Origin of the sequence: Chryseobacterium sp. JK1 (assembly GCF_050632815.1) — a bacterium.
Taxonomy (GTDB): Bacteria; Bacteroidota; Bacteroidia; order Flavobacteriales; family Weeksellaceae; genus Chryseobacterium.
In genome coordinates this window covers 2300556-2324652 of sequence record NZ_JBODRU010000001.1, presented here as the reverse complement: position 1 = coordinate 2324652, position 24097 = coordinate 2300556, and the positions used below count along the sequence as shown (strand labels likewise).

The window sequence follows — 24097 nt, the reverse complement described above, 5'->3', positions numbered from 1 at the left end:
ATATTTCTTAATTAAATTTTAAACCCATTGATGTCCCTGTCTTTCAACCAGTGCGTCACTGTCATCAGGTCCCCAGCTTCCTGCTTCGTAGTTCGGAAAAGAAGGATCTTTGGTTCCTTCCCAGGTTTCCTGAATCGTTTTTACAACATCCCAGGCTTCTTCTACCTGATCTGAACGCATAAACAAGGTAAGATCGCCAACAAGTGCTTCTAATAAAAGGGTTTCATAAGCTTCGGGAGTATCCGTCTGACATGCAAAATTATCAAAAATCATTTCTACTGGTTTCAATTCTAACGAAAGGCCAGGTTTTTTTGACATGAACTGCAGTCTGATGTCCATTTGTGGTTGGATGTTGATAACCAATCTGTTAGCTGATAAAAGCGAAGAGCTTTCAGAAAATGTAGAATGGGGAAGGGGCTTAAACTGAACGGTAATGTAAGAATGCTTCTCTTTCATTTTCTTCCCGGTACGAACGTAGAATGGTACGTTTTCCCATCTCTCGTTATCCAGATAAAACTTGATGGCAGCAAATGTCTCAGTGTTGGAATCTGCAGGAATTCCTTCTTCCTGACGATAGCCGTTTACTTTTATTCCATTTACTTTGCCTCTTCCGTACTGGCCTCGTACAGCATAATGATCTACTTTATCCGGTGAAATTCTGCGGATTGATTTTAAAACATCAACTTTACGGTCCCTGATTTCTCCGGATTCCAGTGAAACCGGAGGTTCCATAGCCACCATACAAAGAATTTGCAACAGGTGATTCTGAATCATATCACGTAAAGCACCCGTCTGCTCATAAAAACTAGCTCTCGTTTCTACCCCCACTTCTTCAGCAACGGTAATTTGAACAGATTCTATATGTCGGTGGTTCCATAACGGTTCAAAAATAGAATTCCCGAATCTGAATGCTAAAATATTCTGAACGGTTTCTTTTCCTAAATAATGGTCTATACGGTAAATCTGCTCTTCCTGAAAGGTTTGTGAAAGAAGGTTGTTCAGCTCTATCGCAGATTCTTTGTTGTGGCCAAAGGGTTTTTCGATAATGATTCGGTCTTTTGCCGGATCAGAAGCGATAGAAGTATTCTTAATATGATTGGATATTACCGATACGAAATTCGGGGCAATGGAAAGATAGAAGAGTCTGTGCCCTCTCATTCCATACACTTTATCAAAATTTTCCAGTTTTTCGTATAAGCTTTGATAAGAACTTTCCTCATCCAACTGATGCTGAAAATAACTGATGTGTGCCTGAAAACCAGCCCAGCCTTGTGGAGTGATGCTCTTTCTTGAAAAATTTTCCAGGTTTTCTTTAATATAAGCTCTGAAGTTTTCATCCGTATTTTCGGCTCTTCCTAAAGCTAAAATATTAAAACCTTTGGGCATTCTGCCATCAATATATAAGTTGTAAAACGCAGGAAAAAGTTTTCTTTTTGCCAAATCTCCCGTTGCACCAAAAATAACAATTGTGGTTGGATGCAGGATTGTATTGTCGCTCATTTTCCGAATTTAGTTATTTAAATTTTGCCATGAAGTGTGAAAAACGCCTTCTCTGTCATTTCTTTGGTAAGTGTGTGCACCAAAATAGTCTCGCTGTGCCTGAAGCAGATTGATCGGTAAAGATTCTGTAGTATAGGCTTCGAAATATCCTAAAGCCGACTGAATTCCCAAAGCTGGAATTCCGTTTGATGCAGCAAAAGCGGCTGTTTTTCTTAATGCCGGAATTTTATCTTTAACGATTTCTGAAATACCCTGATCCAATAGAATATTAGTTAGGTTCTGGTCTTTAGAATAGGCTGAATAGAATTTTTCTAATAAAACAGAACGGATGATACAGCCTCCTCTCCATATTTTAACAACATCTTTTAAAGGAATTTCAAACTGATATTCTTCAGAAGCTTTTACTAATAATGCCAACCCTTGAGCATAGCTGATTAACGTAGTAAGAAACAGCGCATCGCCTACTTCCTTGATGAATAATTCTGTATTTTCCGGTTTTGTTATTTCTTCTTTGGCATATAACTGTGAAGCTTTTATTCTCTCATCTTTATAAGCGGATAAAATTCTTGAAGTTACAGCAAGATCAATGGTTGGAATAGAAACGCCAATTTCCATTGCCTGCTCGGAAGTCCATTTCCCGGTTCCTTTTGCTCCGGCTTTGTCTAAAATTTTGTCAACAAGAAAACCTTCTGACAAGTCATCTTTTTGCTGGAAAATATCTCTGGTAATTTCTATAAGGAAAGAATTCATTTCGCCTTCATTCCACTTTTTGAAAACCTCATAAAGCTGATCATTGTCCAGATTAGCGCCTTTTCTCAACAAGTCGTAAGTCTCACTGATCGACTGCATGATGGCATATTCAATACCATTGTGAACCATCTTTACATAATTTCCTGCAGCCCCTTTACCCATATAAGCAGTACAAGGTTCGCCGTTAACTTTTGCTGAAATTAATTCCAACATCGGTTTTAATTCATTGAAGGCTTCAAGATCTCCTCCAGGCATAATACTTGGTCCTCTTCTCGCACCCTGCTCTCCACCTGAAACACCCATTCCCATGAAATGCATGTTTTTTGAAGCCAAATCAGCAATACGTCTGTCGGTATCTTTAAAATAAGAATTTCCTGCATCAACTACAATATCTTTTTCGCTGAGAAGCGGTGTAATGCTTTCAAGAACAGCATCAACAGGTTTTCCTGCAGGAACCATTAAAATAATTTTTCTTGGGCTCTCCAAAGCTGCTACAAAATCTTCCAGAGAAGCTGTTCCTTTCACTGATGTTCCAGGAGTGGCTCCATCATGAAGTTCTCTTACTTTTTCCTCATCCAAATCGAACCCTACTGTAGAAAAACCGTTATCTGCAATATTATAGAGCAGATTTCTACCCATTACTCCGAGACCGATGACCCCGTAATTATACTTTTCCATTCTTACTTAAGATTTATTTTATGGTCAAATTTACGGAAATGCATATCAGTAAAAAAATTATACAAAATTTTCTTTCAATCGTTACATTAGTTATCATCAACCAAAAATCTATAATGATGAGAATAGATTAATCCTGTGTTAAATAAATGTGTGTAAATCATGAACTTTTTTAAATTGACTTACTTAAAATCCTTGTATGATATAAATTTGTATCTGTTTGTTAATTTATTTTAATTGCTACTCTATGAGGATATTAGTTATTATGGCATTTTTTTTAAACGTCACCAATGTATACTGCCAGGATATTTTTGCGCATCAGAAGGAGCGACATGAGTTTAATAAGGCTATAATACATTCTAATAAAGTACATAAAATAAAAAAGAAAAGTTTTGAGAAAGGCTATCAATATGAAGCTGAATTTCTTGGAAGCTTTATAACCAAAAAAAGAGAAAAATTCTATGTTGTAAATTCTGTCTATTTGAATATAAGTAACTTAAGAAATGACAGTGAAATTTTCATTTATAATCAGAAAAAGCAGTTTATTGGTTATTATAATTTTTCAGGACTTCAACTACCCACCCATATTTCGAATAATTACTTATTTTTTAAAGAAGAGGGCTGTATCAATAAAATAAGTTTAGCCAATGGAATTAAAAAACAACTATGTTTATTATGTAAAAATGGAAAAGACTGTATTGAGTTTCAAAATTAGAAGGTAGAAAAATAATAGTATTAAGCACTTTATAGATGGGGAAAATATATTTTCAAAGATTTTTATGTAGGGTTGAGCCCGATTAACTAAGAGGTATACGTTCATTTTACCAGATAATTCCATTTTGTGGGGCTCTTCCTGTATGAATAGAAATAGCACCACTTTACAACAAGTGGCGCTATTTGGATATTGTGATTGTTACCTGATCTTTTTTTAAGAAGATTACCGTCTGAGAGAATTCACAGGAATGATTATTCTCAGCAGTTTTAACCTCAAATCTATGCGCCAACGGGGAACTTGCGGATGTTCCATATGTTCACTCAACATGATAAAGGTTACAATGAGCATGGCAGCATGATGTCCTTGCGGCAATACCATCGGGAAAAGCATTAACGCCCAGCCTGCGCCAACACACCAGAAACCGTGAGTAAGCCCAAATGAAAAAGCACCCTGATAAGCTTTTAAACCCCAGGCCGCCAAAACAGGATGATAATGCCCCCTGTTAAGACACTTTTGCTTCATTGGAGAAAACTGCCAGACTAATGTGATGATTCCGAAAATAACTGCCGGAGTAAAAGATCCGGGCATCTTAATACTGACAAAAAAAATTAAAATATTTAATAAAAGCCCGGCTATAGTCCACATCAAAACATATCCTGTTACAAAAAGAATGCTCATTAAAAACCTCATATTTTTAAAGCTTTGATTAATGATGATCTGAATAGGAATAATCAACTTGGGAAGCATCATGGCCAATACCATCAATAGCCATCCGGTCATCATTTCTGAGAAAGGATTGGTTTTAAGAAGTATTTTTAATGAAGCACTGCTTCCGTCGCATAAAGCCATCTGACAATGAGCTGCAGCGAGCAAGTTACCGGGATTGTAAAGCAGGATAAACCAACAGATAATGCTGAAACCCCATACACTGTAACTTATGAGGTTTCGATTAGCAATTGATGTTTTCATTGCTATTGTTTTTCTCTGTAAATACTTATTCTTCCTACTGTAATTTTCGTGTCAGATAAGATTTCGTTATCAGGAGAAATGGCAATATCTAAAGATTTTAGGCTATCAAGATCATTTTCAAGATGGAGTTCATCAATGATGTTGGTAATGTCCAAAGAAAAGCTAAGTCCGTTACCTCCACCGTGAGAATCGTCCAGTGATGCATTCAGAAGCCCAAAAAGCGAGATAAATCCTATATGCTGATTGTTTACAGAGACTTCAAGTGTATTGGCGTTGACATTGCCTTTCACATTCTCAAGAACTAGATAGATACGGTCAGGAACTTCCGATGCAGAAGCCTTTGAAAAGCTTGTGGAAACTTTCTTTAATCCTTTATCGGAAAAATTAACTGTAGTTTTGGTTACTGCATTCTTAATTTCAAAAGAACCGTGGTTTGCAGCGACTAATTCTGTTGGTTTTTCATTATTATCCATAGTAGATTCAATTAGTTGGGCGTGATCCAAAATCGGAATTCCTAGTTTTCTCAGTCTTTCAGAAGTCGTATCGGCTTCAGCCTTTTCTATTTCTGTTTTAAGATTATCATAGCTGTAATCCAAAAGATCAAGATGGGCTACATCATTGGGGGTATATACCCATTCTTTTCCCTTAAGTAAGGGCATTACAAACTCACGTTCACCAATTTCCTTCGGACCTTTCAGCCATTCTTTTTCTGTTGGGTTGTGGTTTCCCTTTGCATTCCAAGATGCCCACATTCTGTCAATATTGCAGTGATGAAGATAGAAGATAGGATCCAATGCTGCAGCGTTGGGATCAGACATAAGACCTTCATTTCCTTTAACAACTCCTCCTACGTCATTATGAACAAAATTGTGAGGGTTGGTTTCTAAACTTTCTTCAGGAAATATCTTGCCATAATGTGAGAATTCCGTTTCAGGTCCCCCAAAACAATTTTGATCACCGGTATATACCGTTTTAAGTTCACAATTTTGTGTAACCCTTGGTTTGCCGTCTTTGAATAATTTGATGTAAATATTTCCGTCATTATCAGGACCGTGTCTTTCTGTAACAAAAAGAGGGTTGGGAGTATCCAATTCTAAAAACTGCTGAGTAAATGCCGGAGGTATTTTATTTTCTTTTTCTCCGCCAAAATAATTCCAATAGGGTAAAGCCCAGTCATCTGGTCCTTTAAGTTCTATTACTATTGCCCTGATCTGAATTTCTAAAGCTATAAGATAACCGCGATGCCAAGGTGCAAAATACCAGCTTTGGTGCTGACACTGGTTCCAGTATTTATTTTTTATGTCTGTAGAGGGAACGGGGCTTGTAGGTACTTTTGGAGGAGTTTTGATGGTATTCCAATCAATACCATCAGGATCCCCAGCAAGGTTTTCACCGTGAATTGCGGCAAAAAACCACCAACTGGTTGGGTCATCCAATTTTCTGGACTGCATTTCAGCAACTGCTTTTGCGTACCAGAATAAATCAGGATTATCAAATGTTCCTTCTTGATTCCATGCATTTCTTCGTAAGAATTTTTTCATGTGTTAGTAGATTTATGGTTATATAATTGAAGCAAACTGTTTTTTCGGTTTCATTTACCCTGTAAAAGTATTATTTAAAAAAGATTGGTCAATCAGTAGTAATACTTAATTTTTCACAAAAAAAGGATTTATGAGAAGAGAAAGTATCAAAGTATTCTCAAGTGAATCTGAAAGGAAACAGGCCTTTTAAAACTATTCTTTACAGGTTTGATCGTTAGTTGGCTTCGAATTAATATTTTTATAATATATAATCGGAGATATCCAGGTATATGGTGTGGTAATTTTTTCTATATTTAGAATTTATAGGAGTATATGTTTTAGTAATTTAGAAAAATGCTTGTGTTTGTATCTTGCACCCGGACGCTTGCCTGTAAATATTAATATAAAAAACAACAATGCCGATAACCTCACTACCTCCGGACGGAGGCATGTTATATAAAGAAACAGATATGACTCAGTTTTTCCCTGAGCCGTTAAATGCAATCACTGCTGTATTTTTTTTAGCCATCGCTATTTTCTGGACCCTCAAAATGAAGGGGCATTTTAAAGAATATCCTTTTTTGACCTACTGCTTAATTTTATTATATGTGGGAGCCATCGGGGGAAGTGTTTATCATTCATTCAGACAATGGCCGGTATTTATTATGATGGATTGGCTGCCCATTATGGTATTATGCTTATCTGCCGGATTTTATTTTGTAGCGAAGAGTACCAGATGGTATTATGCTGCTGTAATGGTTTTGGGATATGCACTCCTTATGTTCGCTTTGAGAAACTGGATCTTGGCAGATAATCCTTCTCTTTTTATCAACGTCAATTATGCAATCATGGCCTCATTTGTCGTTTTCGCGGTAATAAGATACTTAATCTATACCCAATGGAAAGCTGGGAAATGGGTTGGCCTTGCGATACTGTCGTTTGTTTTTGCATTAACCTTCCGTATCATTGATAAATTGGACTGGTTCAGTTTCGGAACCCACTTTTTATGGCATACTTTCGGGGCGATAGCGACATTTTGTATGTTTAAGTATATCTATCTTACAAAGGATTTCATCAGGAAGTAAAAAGAGCTTTGGACAATACTCTGGTTATTCATTTCTGCTGTTATTTAAAATGATGTATTGATTAAAGATAGCAACGCAAAGTTCATTGATTATTCTGTTTTATTGTAAGTGAGGCAAAGTGATGCGACTTTGCCACTGACGAAGCGGTGTACTCATCCATATGCTTCAACGAACCAACAAAGTTGATTCTATCCTTAGTATTCTTAAAAATAAACAGTTTCAAAAATAAAATCTTTGCGTGAAAAACAGCATCCAAATAGTATATTTTAATCCCTAAAATACTTAAATCTAGGTAGTTCCTATTCATATTTTATTTGTAAGTTAGTGCCGAAAAAAATAGTGTAGTATAAAAATATACAGAACGATTGGATGAAGAAGGATTCATGCTGTTATTATCCCTCACTATTTGAAAAAATTGATATACCAAAACCTAAATATTATACAATGAAGAAGACGCTGATTATTCTATCCATAGGCGCTTTACTTGCTGCCTGCAACAAAAAGGCTGAACAAAAAACAGATACTGCGAAGGATACTGTCGCCATAGGAAATCCTACTGATGCAGAAAAATCTTCGGGGGGAACCAATAGTTTTGATATCAACTCTATACCGGTTTCTACCGCTGAGGTGGGCAATCTTCCTTTTTTCAGCTTTCCCAAAGGATTGGAATCCCAAAACAAACCGGTACAAAGAAGCTATGATATGCTGTATTTTCCAATTAACGGCGTAATGACTCCGGTAGAAGGTAAAGTATGGAAAACCTATGTCGTTAATGAGAAAAGCAATACAGAAGAATGGTCAATGCCGTATTTTTTGAAAAGCTATGATGACGCTATTACCAAAGTGGGCGGTGTCAAAATATTTGATGGTAAAGTTTCAAAGGAGGAACTTGACAGAATAAAAGAAGATGCCAAATATTTTGGCGAGGAAGGTTCTATCGATTATTGGAATGAACCTGCAAAAGTATATGTCATCAGAAGAGCCAATGGTGATGATATTTATATTCAGCTTTATGCCAATACATCGAGCGGTGCCATACAAATTTTACAGAAAGCACCGTTTAAACAAACCATTTCGATCCTAAAATCGGATGACATAAAAAAAGAACTGGATGCAAAAGGTAAGGCAGTGTTGCATATTAATTTTGATACCGACAAAGCGAGCTTACAAGCCGATGGCAAAACAGCTGTAGATGAAATTACAAAAGTCCTGAAAACCGATAACAATCTGAAATTGGCTATCAACGGATATACCGATAACAGCGGAAATGATGCCCATAATCTCCAACTGTCAAAAGATCGTGCAACTGCCGTATTAAACGCTATCGCAGCTTCAGGCATTGATAAAACAAGACTTTCAGCAGAAGGCTTTGGCAGCAAAAATCCGATAGCAGATAATAATTCTGAAGAAGGGAAGGCGCAGAACCGTAGAGTGGAGTTGGTGAAAAAATGATGACAATGCCTTCAATAATTGATTAAAAAAGTTTACATATAATGTAAACTTTTTTTTGTATATTTGTTAGGTAATGTACGTGCTAAATCAAATTACGGGTGAGAAACAAGCTGCAACAATAATTAAAATTGATGCCGCTGAAATTTCGCAAATTAATAAAACCAAACGATTTGATTTTAATTGGAACAAAGAAAAAGCCTATCATGTTTATAAGTTAACAGTAGAGGGCAAAGAAGAACCGATAGGAATGTTATCAATGGAGGAGCGGTTACGGGATTATGCTTTGGAAATCAGACTTTTGGCGGTCTCTAAAGAAAATGTTGGTCAATCGAAGGAGTACAGCCGTATTGCGGGTTGCCTTATTGCATTTGTATGCAGAGAAGCATTTAAAAAAGGATTTGAAGGATATGTATGCTTAAGGCCAAAAACAAAGCTTGAGCAACATTACATGCAGCAATATGGATTTCAGTCAACTAAAATGTATTTGGTTACTGAAGGAGAAAACTCATTACAATTAATTCAGGAATATTATGAAGACAAACAGGAAAGAAATTAAGGAAACAAATTTTTCAAAGTTGACAGGTGAAGAACTTGCGGATGCTTTTGTCTTCCCTGTTGATAAAGTTTTGAATGCGAAAGCGAAAAAAGAGGAAGATGATTTTTGGAAAGCCCGTCGAAACCAATTTGAAAATCGCTCTCATAAGCAAAGAATGTATTCAAGATTGTTACAGCTAAAGTTTCAATTAGAAGACTATATAGATAGCAGCCAATATGTAGAAGCTCTTAGTTTTGGATTTTTTTTAAAAGAGTATGTGAGCAGACAAGAGAAAAAAGATAAAGACTTTGCTGTTGAGGTGGATATCAAGCCTGCTGTACTGAGTCAATATATAAATAATCATCGAAATCCGACAGAGGAGTTCATCATTAGACTTGAACTACATTCCAATGGGATGATTCCCGCAATAAATTGGTTTAAGGTTATCCAAAAAGATAAAGAACATGAGATCATGACCAGTCAAAAATTAAGAGATGAAGAAAGTAAGCATGTTAAAAATAGACTTGGATTTGCTTATTAGCTTTTCTTTAAGCAGATAACTTGCTCCAAAGTCAGGAGACTTTGGAGAGCGAGTTTGAATGTATTATGAATAACCTATTTGATTTATCATTACATTAGTACTACGTTAATTTTAAATCAATTATGAAAGCATTGGTCATTTCAGGAGGAGGGAGCAAAGGTGCTTTTGCAGGCGGGGTAGCTGAACATCTTATAGAACATAATAAAAACGACTATGAACTTTTTGTAGGGACTTCAACCGGAAGCCTTCTGATTCCTTTTCTGGCTCTTGGAGACATCCAAAGAATTAAAAAGTTGTATACCACCATCGAGCAGTCCGATATTTTTACGGTTTGTCCGTTTAAAATAACGAAGAAGGATGGTAAAGTAAAAATAGGGATCAACCATCTGGGGATTATAAAGCAGTTTATAAAAAGGCAAAAGACATTGGGAGACAGTACCAACCTCAGGAACCTTATCCGCAATAGCTTTACAAAGCGGGATTTTGAAAAAATAAAAGAGCTGAAAAAAGAAATTGTAGTTACAGTAGCCAACCTTACAACACAGCAAATAGAGTATAAATCCTCTAATGAACACAGCTATGAGGATTTCTGCGACTGGATCTGGGCTTCCTCCAATATGGTTCCTTTGATGAGCTTATGCCAGAAAAACGGAAATGAATATGCCGACGGAGGCTTTGGAAACCTTATCCCTTTGCAGCACGCCCTGGAAAAAGGAGCATCATCCATTGATACCATTGTGTTGCGGCTGGAAAAAACCTCATACAATAATCCGCCCTTACAAAATGTATTGGATGTTTTTGCCCGTACCACAGATTTTATGCTGAATCAGATTGCCAGTGACGATCTTATTATTTCACAGTTGGAAGCGGCAACCACCAATGTACATATCAATTTCTTTTTCATCAACAGGATACTCACCACCCATTCCTTTATATTTGATAAAGAAGAAATGACGAAATGGTGGCAGGAAGGGCTGGAGCTTTTTCAAACCACCGAATGCAAAAGTCTATTGTTAAAGGCAAAACCTGTAGACCTTATGTAAATCAATCATAAAGAGAGCTGCAAATGCGGGTTTGCTACGATTAATAAAAGTGTTGGAAGCTGACAAACTAAATACGAATTGACTCCTATTTATCCGATGCTTTTATCTGATTCGGAAAATCCTGAGTAGCATAACGAATATTGAGGTCAGGCAGCATTAAAACAGGCGGTTTTTTATCAGACATGATTAATACCTGATCGATGGGGCGGGCATCTTCCGGTGAATCTGCAACGAAAGCTTGAATGAGTCTTATACCTGATGCTGGCAGGAGGTTCTGAGGAACGGAAATGGAATGCCTGTTCATCTTTAATAGCCATTCAGGGCGTCCATTGATAAGTTTAACTGGCGGATGAACAACCTGTAAATCTACGGCTCCGGATAAAAGGCCCGTAGTTAAAGGTTTACCCTGATTCAATAAAACGACTGATGTTTTCGGTGCTTTCAGTGAGGCGATTTTGTATAGATCAACGTCAGGTCTGTTCATTGGGATAGGGGAGAGCCCGGCCTGATCAATTGTCAGAGGGTCTATGCCGGTTTTAGCTTTAAGAATAGCCGCCATTTTCAGATAAGGTTTTTCTTCGTTGAGAATAGGTCCTTCAGCGGCGTGACGTTCACCAACATACATAAGAATTTTAGCTTCCGGAAAAGACTGCACAGCACGCCGAATAAGATTATCGGCCTGTTTCTCTTCGCGCTCCTCAGCTGTATATCCGCGACCGGCTGTCTCGTAAGATACCGGATGATAACCCATTGCTAACGATTGTCTCACGAAATCAGCGAAAATGGGATCATCAAAATAATAACCGCTATAGAAATCACCTGCACCTCTCACAACTCCATCTGCCGAAAGCTGATCCATTTTGCGGCGTTCTTCCTGATCATCTGCATAGGGTCTCAAAGCTTCCATAGCAAGAATTGTATAACCCAGTGGTTTTAAAGCCTGGGCCACTTCAAGTCCGAAAGCACGTCCCCGAGGATCCAGATGATTCTCATTCAGAATAACGATACGGGTATGACGTGCCCGCTTAACTATTTCATCGATGGCATTAGTTCCTTTAGATAAACGCAAGTTCGCAATCTGTTCTTTTGGTACATGGAAGTCCGAACTTTTAGCCTTATTGAATGTTGGTATTCCGGTCATCGTAGACATCACCTGTGCCCATTGATCCACCACATCGGGATCATCAAGCTGATCTACACTTTCAATATTCAGTCTTTTGAGCATACCGAATGAAGCTTCCAAATATAAACCATGTGAAACATCATCAATAGATTTCTTATAAGCGACTAAAAGCGTATCGTTATCTATTTTCTTTATCGGAAGAACAGCGGTTGATTGCGCTGGAATTATGGTAAAGGCAGATGTAATAAGGAGGGTCAATAAACTAAAGCGAAGCGGTATTGTGGTTTTCACAGGTATAATCATTTTTTAATGATACAATTATAATCAAAAAAACGATTGAGTTGAGTGTTTTCTATGTGTGGATTACAAATTGAAACAAACTCTTTGTTATGTAAAGTCTCTCGATTTTGAGCTGGTACATAAGATTATTTTCTTTAAACTTGCTCCGAAGTCGGGAGACTTCGGAGAGCGGGGGAAGATTTAGCCGATATTTTAAAAATAGAAAGTGTAAAAATTCCTATTTATGATGATATTGATAAGGCTCTGTCTGACATTGAATTTGATGTTCTGGTAGATTATACACGTCCTGATATAGGTAAAAAAAATATTATTTCTGCCTTAAAAAAAGGGAAGCGGGTAGTGGTAGGTACTTCTGGTCTTACTTCGGAAGATTATGAAGAGATTAGCAAGGTCGCCATTGAAAATAAAAGCTCAGTTCTTGCTGCAGGTAACTTTGCGATGACCGTAGTTCTTCTTCAGAAGTTCGCTGAAATTGCCGCAAAATATATTCCCAATTTTGAAATTATAGACTATGCTCATGAGGATAAAATTGACAGCCCCAGCGGAACTGCCAGAGAATTAGCCCATAGACTTTCTCAAGTTCAAAAGCCAGTCATATCTGTTTCTGATGATGAAATAGTTGGTGATAAGTGTAGTCGTGGAGCTAATTTGGATGGCGTAAAAGTACATTCTGTGAGACTTCCCGGATATGTTATCTCTGTGGAGTCTATTTTTGGACTACAAGATGAGCGATTAACAATTCGCCACGATTCGGGTACAGGAGCAGAACCTTATGTAAACGGAGCTCTTCTTGCCATAGAAAAAGTGAACACATTTACGGGTTTAAAGAGAGGTTTAGATACCGTGATGGAATTTTAATTAGGTAAGATTCATTGAAGAAAAAATTCCGAAATAATCCAATTTTTTGGGGAGCAAGGAGGCCACGACCAATATGCACATCAATTTCTTTTTCATCAACAGGATACTCACCACCTATTCTTTTATATTTGATAAAGAAGAAATGATGGCAGGAAGGACTGGAACTTTTCCAAACCACCGAATGCAAAAGTCTATTGTTAAAAGCGAAGCCTGTTGATCTATGAATTTTGAATCGTAGAGTCTTTGGATTTTACAGGTAAATGAGGTTGTTTTCTTTAAGCTTGCTGCAAAGTCAGGAGACTTCGGGGAGCGAAGGAATGGGATGGGGTAATAACTGTAAGATTTTACAATTATTTTTTATTATGACCTGTTCGAAATATATTCTTCAAAGTTAGATAATGTGAAAAGTTAATTTGTAATAAGAGCAATCCTCACAATTTAGTAGGGATTGCTCTTATTACAAGTTAACTGTGATGATTTTCTATTTTTTCTTTAAAAGTGGAAGCTAATTCTTTTGCTTCAGATTCAGTAATTAATGATACATTTATACTTTGATATTTTTCTCTAGAAAAAGTGTCTTTTATAAAGTCTGTAAGAGTCTTTTCTTTTTCATTAGGTAAAGCAGTAAGGAAATACAGATTTATCTTTTCCTGAGCAGTTTCAAGTTCATTAAGAATGCCATTCCATCTGTATATTTTATTTTTTATTGATTCTGGCTTTTTAAGATCAAAAGATACACTCTCAAAACAATTCCATATTCCATTTTTCCAAGTTTTATCAAATTCTATTTTATCATTCTTAGTTAAAACAGTATGTGATGTTAATTTATCTGTAATGTTATATTCATCAAAATATTTTTTATAAATATTTTTCCAAACAAATTTATCATCACGAACATCCTTATCACTTTCATTAACATATTTATCTACAAATCTTTCATATAAATCATTAAGAGCACTTTCAAAACTTAAATCAATCACATTATAAATGTCAGAACAAAATATACTAAGATCATCTTTTAGAAGAATTGGTTCAGTTATTTCCGTTATGCTTTTATATTCTGGTGAAAAAAGTGAATTAAAATTGTTCTTCAATAAATCTATTTGATTTTTGAAATGTTTTAAAACTTTGACCAAATAATTACCATTTACGTCATCATAAAAATGAGTAATTCTACTATATCTGGTAATAAATTTGCTGTCTAAAATTCTTTCCTCTGGACTGTAAAGCACAATCCCGACATTAACAAATTCCCCAGTTACAAGATCGTGTCTATATCTAACTACTTGATATTGATACTTTTTCATGAAACTAATTTGTTTAATTGTTGCAAAAATACATCTTTATTATTACTCAACGAATCAAAATGATGTTTTATTTTATCTAGTTGATCGTTTTGCCAATGCGTTGGTATCATTGACAATGCTTTACCCCAAAATGTATCATCTATACGATCTAACTTATCTATAAATGTGCCAAAGTCAGGTTTTTTATCTTTGAGATAATTATAAAATACGTGATTTGTAATCCATGTCATTTCTGATTCTTTGATAAGCCAAGGTGTAGGATTAGTAAAAATTTCGTGAACAAAACCAAAGGAAAGCTCATGATCGTATATAATCATATTTTCTTTTCCATCTGTTGCCAAATTATGTTTGTCGGTGCGACGGTCTGTATTTAATGTTAAAATATCAAATGCAAAAATATCTGTAGCGCTTTGAAATTGTACATCTGTAATATTCTGACCATTAATAAAAGGAATTAAACCCTGCAAAAATTCCGCTCCAAAATTTTGTCCTTTAGAATCACTTACTAATTTAAAACTATCGTCACCTCTTAACGTTTCAATATAGTCTTGTGTAACATCAATAATTACAGGATTAGGAGTTACAAGTCCCATTTCTTGCGCTATAAAAGATGCCACTAGCTCTCGACAACAAGCATTACAATTCATTCTTGGTGCTGAGATATATTTTATGACATAATCGCCTTTATTGTTGTTGGCTTTACAAATACCACGTATTACCATTGGTAAGGTAGTTCCTCCAGGTAAAGCACTTAGATGTCCTAATGCTAATATTTCAGGTAAGATATAATCAGGATCAGTTATTTTCATATTTATATTTTTCCAAAAGTATATTTTTCACAAAAAAAAGAAAAAAAATGACATTACATTATGGTTTCACGTAATATTTTGGCCGCACCTATATCCTTAGTAGCCTATAAATTACGCTAAAGTTTTAAAGAATAAGACTTTAGAGAATGTGACAATAATAAATTTGCTTACAATATTATTTTGGCAAATTATTAAAAACTCCTAATTTCATTAATCTAGATTGATATTCATCTGTACGAATTAAGTTATGTCTCTTCATGTATTCAAGCCTTTGCAATTCATCAAATCGCGAATCTGGTGTCTTTTCTAGAATTTTTGGATATTCAGTTTCAATTAGTTCTGCTTCTACTTTAGAAATTGTTTTCAGTTCTTTTTCTGTAGGTAAGTCTTTTATTAATTCAGGAGAATTTTTACTTAAGTAAATTACAGCATCACTTAAGGTTTGAAAACTGAAAACTTTTAATTTATGGGCTTTTACTTTTAAATCTTCAAAAAGGATTGGATTCAAATAAGATTTGTTTTCGTAAGATATTAGATAGTCATAATCATTAGAAATAATATATAACTCTTGATACCCTCCTATAATTGTTAAGAGTTGCTCCCAAATTATTTCATCACCTAGAGGGTCATTTGTTTTTCCTGGGGGATTCCCTCTCTCTTTTCTAATTTTTGCACTTAGAAATTCAGCATTTGTGTAATCTTTTGGTGAATTAAAAATTTTTGCAATAGTTTTTGAAACCTCATCTTCTGATTTAGCAATATTCTGCAGTTTTTTCTCAAAGAGATCAACAAGTTTTTTATTACTATCCTTAACCAGTTTGATAATTTCTTTTCGGTCAGTATTCCAATTTGAAATTAATGTTTCTGTTGAATTGTCTAAATGTTCTGGAAGAGTGATATTATTAAATAAGGTAGCTTGTTTAATATAAGATTCAAATGAATTCTTAAATATTTCAACTTTATTTCTATCTATTTCATATTTGATTTGGTATGGAGTAAAAATAAATTCTTTTAATGATAATAGAGTTTTTAGCATTTTTTTATATTCTCTATTATTACTATCGTAAAATCTTAAAAAAATATTAGTATCAACAAAAATTATTTTTCTCATTTAGAATTAGTTTTAGTATAATATTTAGAGATCTCAACTCATTAGGCTCTCTTATTTTTACGAGCCTGTATTTATCCGTTTATTCGACTATATTTATGCTTTATCATAAAATATATATAATGTCTTATTGATTTCCGGAAGATGGTGAAAATAAATTATATTTTAAACTTTTATGTCAGTATTTTTACGAAATTTCGTTACAAAAAAAATCCCAACTCTCGTCAGAATTAATTACTGAAATAAAAAGTTATTTACTTTGCGGTTTCTTTGGAGGTTTTAAAGAAGGTGTATTTCCTGGTGTCTCCTTATTATCACGTTGACGTTAATCTGGTTTACCAGTTGATATTGCTGTTCTTTTAGGTCCTGGTTTAAGTGCCATAATATTAATGTTTCTTTGTTAACTTAGTCAAATTTATAAATGATAATTTGCATTATCTTACGGCTTTCCGTAAACATCAAAAATATAAAACACCTTAAAATTTCCAATCAGTATTTTCACGGAATTTCTTACAGATTTCGAAGAATTTCATCACAAAAAAATCCCAACTCTCGTCAGGATTTTATTCATTTATAAGTTTAAAGAAATCAGATAAACTAATTTTTCGTGCTTCACATATTTTAAAAAGTGTTTCAACAGGTATTCTGTAGGTTCCTTCACTTTTAATTTTTCTAATGGTACTTTCTTCGACGCCATGATTTTTGGCAAAAGAATTTTGTGACTTGCCTTCTTGAAGCCAAGGTATCAACCATTTTTTTGTAATGTATGAACAAATTTTCTCGTTTATATCTGTCATAGAACAAATGAAATAATTAAATAGTGAAAAATTACGGTCGATCGACCGTAATTAAATTTCTTTTCTTATATTTATAAAAAAATACACAATGAAAAAGATAAAAATACATTTAGATACCAGGTTTCGGGCAGGTAAAAAGCGCTCCGGCTTACAGCAAATGGAAATTTTCTTTCAATTCAATGAGCTGGATGTTTCCAAAGAATTGCTGAGTAACTTAATGAATTATACGGTAAAGCGGAATAGCTGGATCCATGAAGATCCTGCGGTGATCTTCCAGTTTCATCAGTCGATGAGGTCGTTGATCCGGGCAGGTTATCTCATGATGCTGAAGGAAAGGAAACGGACTGTAGATATTCAGCCGGAGAAGATTTCGCCGTGGGTTCTTGGCTTGCTTTCGGAGAAGGAATACCGGAATCCTGTGCTGGTTTTCAAAACAGCATTCAGGGAATACACCCTCAAAGAGTTTGATTATTTTCTATCGGGAATCGTCTATTTCTCAATGGGCGTTTACAAAAATCTACCGGAAAGAAATATTGTGATGCCCTACATTCATACGGTTAAAATGCTGGATGCTGCGCACCTTATTATTCAAAGAAGGAAAGAAAGGAAGACAGCCGACACCCATTCAGGACAATAGGATTGCGCGTAAATAAAAGGTTGAGAGCTTTTAATATGGATGATATATTTTCAGACGCAAAGCTTTTATTTTTTAAAACTGTTGATTGTAAGACGCAAAGTATAAAATCAATAAAGTTGATTCGCTGTAGCTTATGTATAATATCTCTTTGCTCCTTACAATAAAACGGAATGATTAATGAGCTTTGCGTTTAATCTTTGTCATCAGACTTTAATGCAAAAATCAAATCAAATAATCAAAAAATAGCATTTTTTCGCATTATTGTACGGGTTAATTTTGCAGCAATAAATTGATTACATTGAATACACATATTATTATCAGAAAAGCAGTAGAATCGGACAGTGAAAAAATCTGGGTTTTGATGGAGCAACTGGCCATCTTCGAAAACTATATCGACAGTTTTAAAATTACGCCTGAAATTGTAAAAGAATCTGGATTTAGAAAAAGTCCGCCGGATTTTTATTGTCTGGTTGCGGAAGATGAAGGTAAAATTGCAGGGATATTGGTGTATTATTTTCTTCCTTACACGGCACAGAACAAACCCGCGATCTATATGAAAGAGCTTTATGTGGATGAACATTATCGCGGTCAGAAAATTGGCGAACAGCTTATGGATGCTTTGAAAACTGAAGCCCAAAGAAACAATTGCTCGCACATAAAATGGACCGTTGCTCCGTGGAACGAGGCCGGACAGAAATTCTATAACCGTCTGGGCGCAAAAGAAAATAAGGATTGGTTGAACTACGAATGGAATGTATAAGGAAATGGAAATTAGCATAACAAAGATTAAAGAAAACGAAATACCGGCTTTACAGGAGATTGGCAAAAAAACATTTGCGGAAACATTCGCTGAGAATAATGCGGAAGAAAGCATGACGCAATATCTTGAAACAAGTTTTGCAACAGAAAAGCTTCGCGCTGAGGTGAACGATGAAAACTCCGAATTCTACCTGGCCAGAGTAGATCATCAGGTTATCGGGTACTTAAAGCTCAACACGGGATCTTCACAGACTGAAATGAAAGAGGATAATGCCCTTGAAATTGAAAGAATATATATTTCCAAAGATTTTCATGGAAAGAAAGCAGGGCAGGCTCTTTATGACAAAGCGATGGCCATTGCCAAAGAAAAAGAGGTAGATTACGTTTGGCTGGGCGTTTGGGAAAACAATTTGCGGGCTATTGGATTTTATGAGAAAAATGGATTTAAAGAATTTGATCAACATATTTTCAGACTCGGAAATGAAGAGCAGACCGATATTATGATGAAACTGGATTTGAAAACCGACACGATGAAAATTGAATTTTTTGTAAAATCATTCGAAGAATTATCTACTATTGAGCTCTACAAAATCTTAAAACTAAGAAGCGAAATATTTATTATTGAACAAAACTGTGTGTATCAGGATATTGACAATAAAGATTTAACATGTCATCATCTGATGTGTTTCGTTGATGGAAATCTGGCAGGATATACCAGAATTGTTCCTCCTGGTTTAACGTACGAAGATGCCTCAATTGGCCGTGTTGTGATTGGTTCGCAGTACAGAGGACTTGGACTGGGAAAACAGCTGATGGAACATTCTATCCAAGGCTGTAAAGATATTCTTAAGGAATCAACCATTCGGATCAGTGCACAGTTTTACCTGTTGAAATTTTACAATTCTCTGGGCTTCAAAGAAGTAGGGGAGCCTTACGATGAAGACGGAATTCCGCATATAGAAATGGTTTTACACTAATTCCAGAATATTTTTAAGAATCGGATTAGGGTCGTCTTTTCGCCACTGAATGTACAAATCGGTAACAAAGGGAATAGGTATAAAGCGGATTCCGGTATTTTGATGAAGATGATAAGAATGCGGGAGAATAGAAATGCCTAATCCGTTTTTAATCAGTGAAATAATGGTTGATCCAAACTCACATCGGATATAGGAGCCAAGATTGATTTTATAAAAATCGATCACTTCCTGAACCAGCATATCGTAGCTGCTGCCATCGTCTCCTGTTGTCAGAAGAAATTTTTGTTCTCTCAGTGTTTCTTCAGAAATATCAGCGAGGGTTTTGAAATGATGATTTTCGGGAACTACGAAAGATAGATTTTCATGGCACAATTTCTTTTCATGAATGGCCGAATAGGTATTAACATCCCGTGAAAATGCCAGATCTATCTTGTAATTTTTAAGATAATCTTCCTGAATCTCGTTCGTCAGTTGAAACAATTCCAGATTAAGATGAGGAAAAGCAGCGGAAACCCTTTTTATAAAATCGGGCAACACCGAAGAGGATATGGAATCGGGATGCGCAATTCTTATTGTTCCGGATTCTCCTAAATGAATTTGCCGGGCCAGCTGATGAAAAGACTCCATCTGACTCAGTTCTTCGCCCCATTTTTCCTGCAAAAATTTTCCTGCGGGAGTAAGCTTCACATTTCGCTTGTCACGATAAAACAACTGAACACCCAGTTCACCCTCTAAAGACTGAATGTGCCGGCTCAAAGCAGATTGCGTAATATTCATTTTCGCAGAGGTATTCCAGAAATGAAGCTCCTTTGCTAATGCCAGAAAATATTTGAGCTGTTGTATATCCATTAATGCAAATTAATCATTAGTTACGCAAATTTAGCAAGTAAATTGAATTAAAAGCACATCAATTCAATAAAACCAGAAACTTTAAGAAATCAAAATCAGGTATCTATATTCCTAAAAGCACTCCTTTTTGAAGTTGTGCTTTTTAATTGTTTGTGAACAGGCCTTAAAAATTTGTACCTCAGCGAAAAAACTCGCATCTTTAGCTCCTAACGTTATGAAGCGATAAGACGTTTACGGTTCTTATGCGCAGAAACTATGTAACAGTAAAAACAAACTAATAAACATGAAAATAATAACGCTGATTTGCGCTTTGGCTTTGGGGACTATCGTATCCGGACAGATACAAAAAACCAAAATTGTATTAATAGGAACGATTCATTTTGAAAACCCGCATACCGATCAGTTCGAATTAGAAACAGACAATTTCTTAAGCGCAAAGCGACAAAACGAATTAGAAGACCTTACGAATCGTCTGTCCCGGACAAAAGCCAGTAAAGTAATGATTGAAAGATCGATTGATAAGCAGCAATCTACCGACAGCCTGTACAGCTTATATGTAAAAGATCGCTATAAAATTCCTGTTTCAGAAAGAGAACAAATTGGTTTTAGATTGGCCAGAAAATTAAAACTAAACCGGGTAAACTGTGTAGACAAATTCTACGGAATGACCCGCGACAGTTTGATGGCCGCCACGGCTAAAGAAAATAATCAGCTTTATTTACTCAACGATTTACAGGTTCATGCCAAAGCAATGATCAAAGATTTTGATGATAAACTGAAAAACGGAACCATTACTGAGGTGTTACAATACATCAACAGACCAGAAGAACTAAAAAGAAATCTATCAATCTATCTGAAGTACATCGCAAAGGTTGGTGCAGGTAAAAACTTTGTAGGCGCAGAATCTGTATCAGAATGGTATTTAAGAAATCTTGCTATTTATTCGAATATTATTAATCAGGTTGAACCTTCGGACAAATATGTTATTTTAATTTTTGGACAGGGACACATTCCTATTTTAAAGCATCTTTTAGAAAACAATGATAACTTTGAAGTAGTAGAGCTTAAAAATGTATTACAATAAAAGTCTTCACACTTTAAACCTTAAAAACAATCGAAGCTGACCATCTGTTTTAACCTTTTTTGTAAAATTCATAGTCTGATTCTTTTAAGGCTGAAAGATAAACGATTTACCTATATTTGCCCCGCAAAGCAAATTCATATGTTCAAAAAAGTAATAAGTATATTTACCCTTGGTTTTTATACGGTTTTTTGTTCGGCCCAACAGGTACGACCTTCAAAATCATCCGAGATCTACCGTGAACTCAAAACCCTGAAACATCTGCCTAAAGTTTTATACCTTGCGGCTCATCCCGATGATGAAAATACAGGATTACTCTCCTGGCTCATCAACGATCAGAATGTAGAAACGGCCTATTTGTCATTAACAAGAGGAGATGGCGGTCAGAATTTATTGGGAACCGAGCAAGGGCCTGCATTAGGCTTAATCAGAACACATGAGCTTTTAGAAGCCAGAAAATTAGACGGTGCCCAACAGTTTTTTACCCGTGCGATAGACTTCGGGTTTTCTAAAAATACAACCGACACTTTTAAACAATGGAATGCAGACAGCATTACAGCGGATGTTGTGTGGGTCATCCGAAAATTCCGTCCGGATGTGATCATCTGTCGCTTTCCTCCTACAGCTGCGGCAGGACACGGACAGCATGCAGCTTCGGCTGTAGTTGCAGAAAAAGCGTTCCAGCTGGCGGGTGATAAAAATGCTTTTCCAGATCAGCTGAAATATGTTAATGCATGGCAGCCCAAACGGGTACTATGGAATACCTTCCGATTTGGCTCCGTTAATACCACTGCCGAAAACCAGTTGAAAATAACGGCTGGGCAATACGACGCACAACTAGGTATGGGATATGGTGAACTGGCTGGATTAAGCAGAAGCTTACATAAAAGTCAGGGAGCAGGAACCCAATCGGTGGCCGGAATCAAAACTGAATATTTTAGCCACGTTATTGGCGAACCTGCTAAAGCAACCCTTTTTGATGGAGTAGCTAAAACCTGGACTTCACAGGGAAATGCAGACATCGACCAATCATTGGATACCATTATTTCTACCTTTAATTTCAACGAGCCGGAGAAGAGCCTGCCTGATTTGCTTGCTTTGCGAAAAAAAGTGATGACACTAAAAGATGCAGATCTAAAAAAAGATAAACTTACCTCTTTAGACCATATCATTCTAAGCTGTGCCGGATTTATGGGCGAGGTGGTTACCAGCCAGCCTGAAGCGGTGGCTGGAGATCGTTACAATTTCAGATTGAACCTGATCTCAAGAGCTTCCAATCCCGTTGTTTTAGACCAGGTAAAATGGTTAAATCAGTCAGAAAGCGTCAACAAAACACTATCCAAAGACTCTTTAATTACCATTCAGCACGATATTCAGATTCCTGTGGATGCTGCCCTCACAGAACCTTACTGGTTGGCAAAACCAGCTGTAAACGCAGCCACATTTTCTGTTCCTAATGATACTTTAGTCGGTTTGCCTGAAGCAGAATCACCACTGAATGTTTTGCTGGATCTAAAGATTGGTACAGAAAAGTTCCAGGTTAGCCTTCCTTTATCTTTCAAAAAACTAGACCCGGTACGTGGTGATGTAGTAGAAGCATTGCGCATTGTTCCCGCATTGGAACTGAAATTCGCACAACCACTTTATGTAGTGAAAGAAAATGAAGATTTACATTTGAGTTTAAATTTTAAAGTTAATTCTACCAAACAATTCAATAAAGGTATTCTAAACCTTATGTGTAACGGAGAACGATTAAGAGGCGCTAATGTAAGTTCATTCAATGGAAAAGAAACTACCATTGATTATGTAATTCCAAAAAATAAGCTTGCCACAATTAACTCATCCCGTTTGCAACTGGAAGCTAACTATGTTGCCGATGGAGCCACATATAACAAAAAGCAGATATTAATTCAATATCCCCATTTACCTTCCTTACAATATTTTACGCCTGCCACTGCAATTGTAATGAAAGGCGATATTCAGGCGAAGGTGAAAAAAGTGGGTTATATAGAAGGTGCAGGTGATTTCATTCCTGAGTTCCTGCGCATTTCAGGTATTCAGGTAGATGTCCTGAAAGACGGAGATTTTTATGGCAACCTGGATGAATCTGGCGGAAACGGCGGCCAAAACAAGCTATCACAATATGATGCTATTGTACTGGGTGTTCGTGCCAATAACACAGAGAAAAAGCTGGGTCGCTGGATGCCTTTCTTATGGTCTTATGTAAAAGAAGGTGGAAATCTGGTGATGCAGTACAACACCAATCAGGATACAACCGTTGACCAATTGGGAATGTACAATTTCAATATTGCCAATAAGAGGGTTACCGAAGAAAATGCCGAGGTTAAATTTTTAAATCCCAATCATAAATTACTGAACTTCCCCAATAAAATTACGGCGAATGATTTTAAAGGCTGGGTACAGGAGCGTGGTGCTTATTTCCCCGATAAATGGGATCCGGCATATGAACCGCTTTTTGAAATGCACGATACAGATGAAGAGCCTTTGCAGGGATCAACCTTATATACCCAATACGGTAAGGGTAATTTTATTTACACACCGTTGGCATTTTTCAGACAATTGCCTGCAGGAAATGTTGGAGCAGCACGTTTATTTTTAAACTTTTTATCTGCACAGAAAAACTGATGAACAAGCAACTTAAAAATTGGAATATCTGGTACATATTATTGGCGCTTGCATTAATATC

Annotated in this window: 21 protein-coding genes and 1 pseudogene; 12 read left to right on the top strand and 10 right to left on the bottom strand. The window is 36.1% G+C overall.

Annotated features, from left to right (window positions below):
• Positions 1 to 18: 18 nt before the first annotated feature.
• Positions 19 to 1500: a glucose-6-phosphate dehydrogenase gene (zwf, locus tag ACQ76T_RS10575; RefSeq protein WP_431343259.1), complete on the bottom strand. Its 1482-nt coding sequence runs from the start codon at positions 1498 to 1500 to the stop codon at positions 19 to 21.
• A gap of 9 nt (positions 1501 to 1509) precedes the next feature.
• A complete protein-coding gene (gene gndA / locus ACQ76T_RS10570) occupies positions 1510 to 2928 on the bottom strand; it encodes an NADP-dependent phosphogluconate dehydrogenase (RefSeq protein WP_431343258.1) in 1419 nt (472 codons plus the stop codon).
• A gap of 262 nt (positions 2929 to 3190) precedes the next feature.
• Here gndA and ACQ76T_RS10565 point away from each other — a divergent pair, with 262 nt between their 5' ends.
• The gene (locus ACQ76T_RS10565; protein ID WP_431343257.1) at positions 3191 to 3640 is read left to right on the top strand and encodes a hypothetical protein; all 450 of its coding nucleotides are present in this window, start codon (positions 3191 to 3193) and stop codon (positions 3638 to 3640) included.
• A gap of 222 nt (positions 3641 to 3862) precedes the next feature.
• Here ACQ76T_RS10565 and ACQ76T_RS10560 read toward each other — a convergent pair whose 3' ends face one another.
• Together ACQ76T_RS10560 and ACQ76T_RS10555 are read right to left on the bottom strand one after the other, a co-directional pair.
• Positions 3863 to 4609, bottom strand: coding sequence for a DUF2182 domain-containing protein (locus ACQ76T_RS10560; protein WP_431343256.1), 747 nt, complete (start codon positions 4607 to 4609; stop codon positions 3863 to 3865).
• A 2-nt stretch (positions 4610 to 4611) separates the two neighbouring features.
• Entirely contained in the window at positions 4612 to 6150 is a 1539-nt protein-coding gene (locus ACQ76T_RS10555) for a tyrosinase family protein (RefSeq protein ID WP_431343255.1), read from the bottom strand.
• Positions 6151 to 6545: 395 nt separating this feature from the next.
• Here ACQ76T_RS10555 and ACQ76T_RS10550 point away from each other — a divergent pair, with 395 nt between their 5' ends.
• The 5 genes from ACQ76T_RS10550 to ACQ76T_RS10530 all read left to right on the top strand — a co-directional run bounded on the left by ACQ76T_RS10550 (position 6546) and on the right by ACQ76T_RS10530 (position 10785).
• Entirely contained in the window at positions 6546 to 7214 is a 669-nt protein-coding gene (locus ACQ76T_RS10550) for a hypothetical protein (RefSeq protein ID WP_431343254.1), read from the top strand.
• Positions 7215 to 7658: 444 nt separating this feature from the next.
• A complete protein-coding gene (locus ACQ76T_RS10545; RefSeq protein WP_431343253.1) occupies positions 7659 to 8666 on the top strand; it encodes an OmpA family protein in 1008 nt (335 codons plus the stop codon).
• 73 nt (positions 8667 to 8739) lie between these two features.
• Positions 8740 to 9222 carry a hypothetical protein gene (locus ACQ76T_RS10540; RefSeq protein WP_431343252.1) on the top strand — a complete coding sequence of 161 codons (483 nt, stop codon included), beginning with the start codon at positions 8740 to 8742 and terminating at the stop codon, positions 9220 to 9222.
• Entirely contained in the window at positions 9197 to 9742 is a 546-nt protein-coding gene (locus ACQ76T_RS10535) for a helix-turn-helix domain-containing protein (protein ID WP_431343251.1), read from the top strand. The genes ACQ76T_RS10540 and ACQ76T_RS10535 overlap by 26 nt, the downstream gene beginning before the upstream one ends.
• Before the next feature lie 122 nt (positions 9743 to 9864).
• A complete protein-coding gene (locus ACQ76T_RS10530; protein WP_431343250.1) occupies positions 9865 to 10785 on the top strand; it encodes a patatin-like phospholipase family protein in 921 nt (306 codons plus the stop codon).
• A gap of 85 nt (positions 10786 to 10870) precedes the next feature.
• On the opposite strand, the gene ACQ76T_RS10525 is transcribed toward ACQ76T_RS10530, so the two are convergent.
• Positions 10871 to 12199 (bottom strand): hypothetical protein, encoded by a 1329-nt coding sequence (locus ACQ76T_RS10525; protein WP_431343249.1) that lies wholly within the window; start codon positions 12197 to 12199, stop codon positions 10871 to 10873.
• A gap of 183 nt (positions 12200 to 12382) precedes the next feature.
• Between ACQ76T_RS10525 and dapB the strand changes: the two are divergent.
• Positions 12383 to 13066, top strand: a pseudogene (gene dapB / locus ACQ76T_RS10520) (4-hydroxy-tetrahydrodipicolinate reductase); the annotation flags it as partial.
• Between the two features lie 464 nt (positions 13067 to 13530).
• Here the strand turns inward: dapB and ACQ76T_RS10515 are convergent.
• The 4 genes from ACQ76T_RS10515 to ACQ76T_RS10500 all read right to left on the bottom strand — a co-directional run bounded on the left by ACQ76T_RS10515 (position 13531) and on the right by ACQ76T_RS10500 (position 17087).
• A complete protein-coding gene (locus tag ACQ76T_RS10515) occupies positions 13531 to 14373 on the bottom strand; it encodes a DUF3037 domain-containing protein (RefSeq protein ID WP_431343248.1) in 843 nt (280 codons plus the stop codon).
• Positions 14370 to 15182 carry a HipA family kinase gene (locus ACQ76T_RS10510; protein ID WP_431343247.1) on the bottom strand — a complete coding sequence of 271 codons (813 nt, stop codon included), beginning with the start codon at positions 15180 to 15182 and terminating at the stop codon, positions 14370 to 14372. The genes ACQ76T_RS10515 and ACQ76T_RS10510 overlap by 4 nt, the downstream gene beginning before the upstream one ends.
• A gap of 175 nt (positions 15183 to 15357) precedes the next feature.
• Positions 15358 to 16293, bottom strand: coding sequence for a PIN-like domain-containing protein (locus ACQ76T_RS10505; RefSeq protein WP_431343246.1), 936 nt, complete (start codon positions 16291 to 16293; stop codon positions 15358 to 15360).
• Between the two features lie 560 nt (positions 16294 to 16853).
• On the bottom strand, positions 16854 to 17087 hold the full coding sequence (locus ACQ76T_RS10500) for a helix-turn-helix domain-containing protein (RefSeq protein WP_431343245.1): 234 nt from the start codon (positions 17085 to 17087) through the stop codon (positions 16854 to 16856).
• 88 nt (positions 17088 to 17175) lie between these two features.
• On the opposite strand from ACQ76T_RS10500, the gene ACQ76T_RS10495 reads away from it, so the two are divergent.
• From ACQ76T_RS10495 to ACQ76T_RS10485, 3 genes are all read left to right on the top strand, one after another.
• A complete protein-coding gene (locus ACQ76T_RS10495; protein ID WP_431343244.1) occupies positions 17176 to 17724 on the top strand; it encodes a hypothetical protein in 549 nt (182 codons plus the stop codon).
• Positions 17725 to 18022: 298 nt separating this feature from the next.
• Entirely contained in the window at positions 18023 to 18484 is a 462-nt protein-coding gene (locus tag ACQ76T_RS10490; protein WP_431343243.1) for an N-acetyltransferase family protein, read from the top strand.
• 4 nt (positions 18485 to 18488) lie between these two features.
• Positions 18489 to 19460: a GNAT family N-acetyltransferase gene (locus tag ACQ76T_RS10485; protein ID WP_431343242.1), complete on the top strand. Its 972-nt coding sequence runs from the start codon at positions 18489 to 18491 to the stop codon at positions 19458 to 19460.
• Here the strand turns inward: ACQ76T_RS10485 and ACQ76T_RS10480 are convergent.
• Positions 19452 to 20309, bottom strand: coding sequence for a LysR family transcriptional regulator (locus tag ACQ76T_RS10480; protein WP_431343241.1), 858 nt, complete (start codon positions 20307 to 20309; stop codon positions 19452 to 19454). The genes ACQ76T_RS10485 and ACQ76T_RS10480 overlap by 9 nt on opposite strands.
• A gap of 283 nt (positions 20310 to 20592) precedes the next feature.
• Here ACQ76T_RS10480 and ACQ76T_RS10475 point away from each other — a divergent pair, with 283 nt between their 5' ends.
• Both ACQ76T_RS10475 and ACQ76T_RS10470 read left to right on the top strand, forming a co-directional pair.
• Positions 20593 to 21393 carry a DUF5694 domain-containing protein gene (locus tag ACQ76T_RS10475; protein WP_431343240.1) on the top strand — a complete coding sequence of 267 codons (801 nt, stop codon included), beginning with the start codon at positions 20593 to 20595 and terminating at the stop codon, positions 21391 to 21393.
• Positions 21394 to 21531: 138 nt separating this feature from the next.
• A complete protein-coding gene (locus ACQ76T_RS10470) occupies positions 21532 to 24036 on the top strand; it encodes a PIG-L family deacetylase (protein WP_431343239.1) in 2505 nt (834 codons plus the stop codon).
• Positions 24037 to 24097 lie beyond the last annotated feature (61 nt).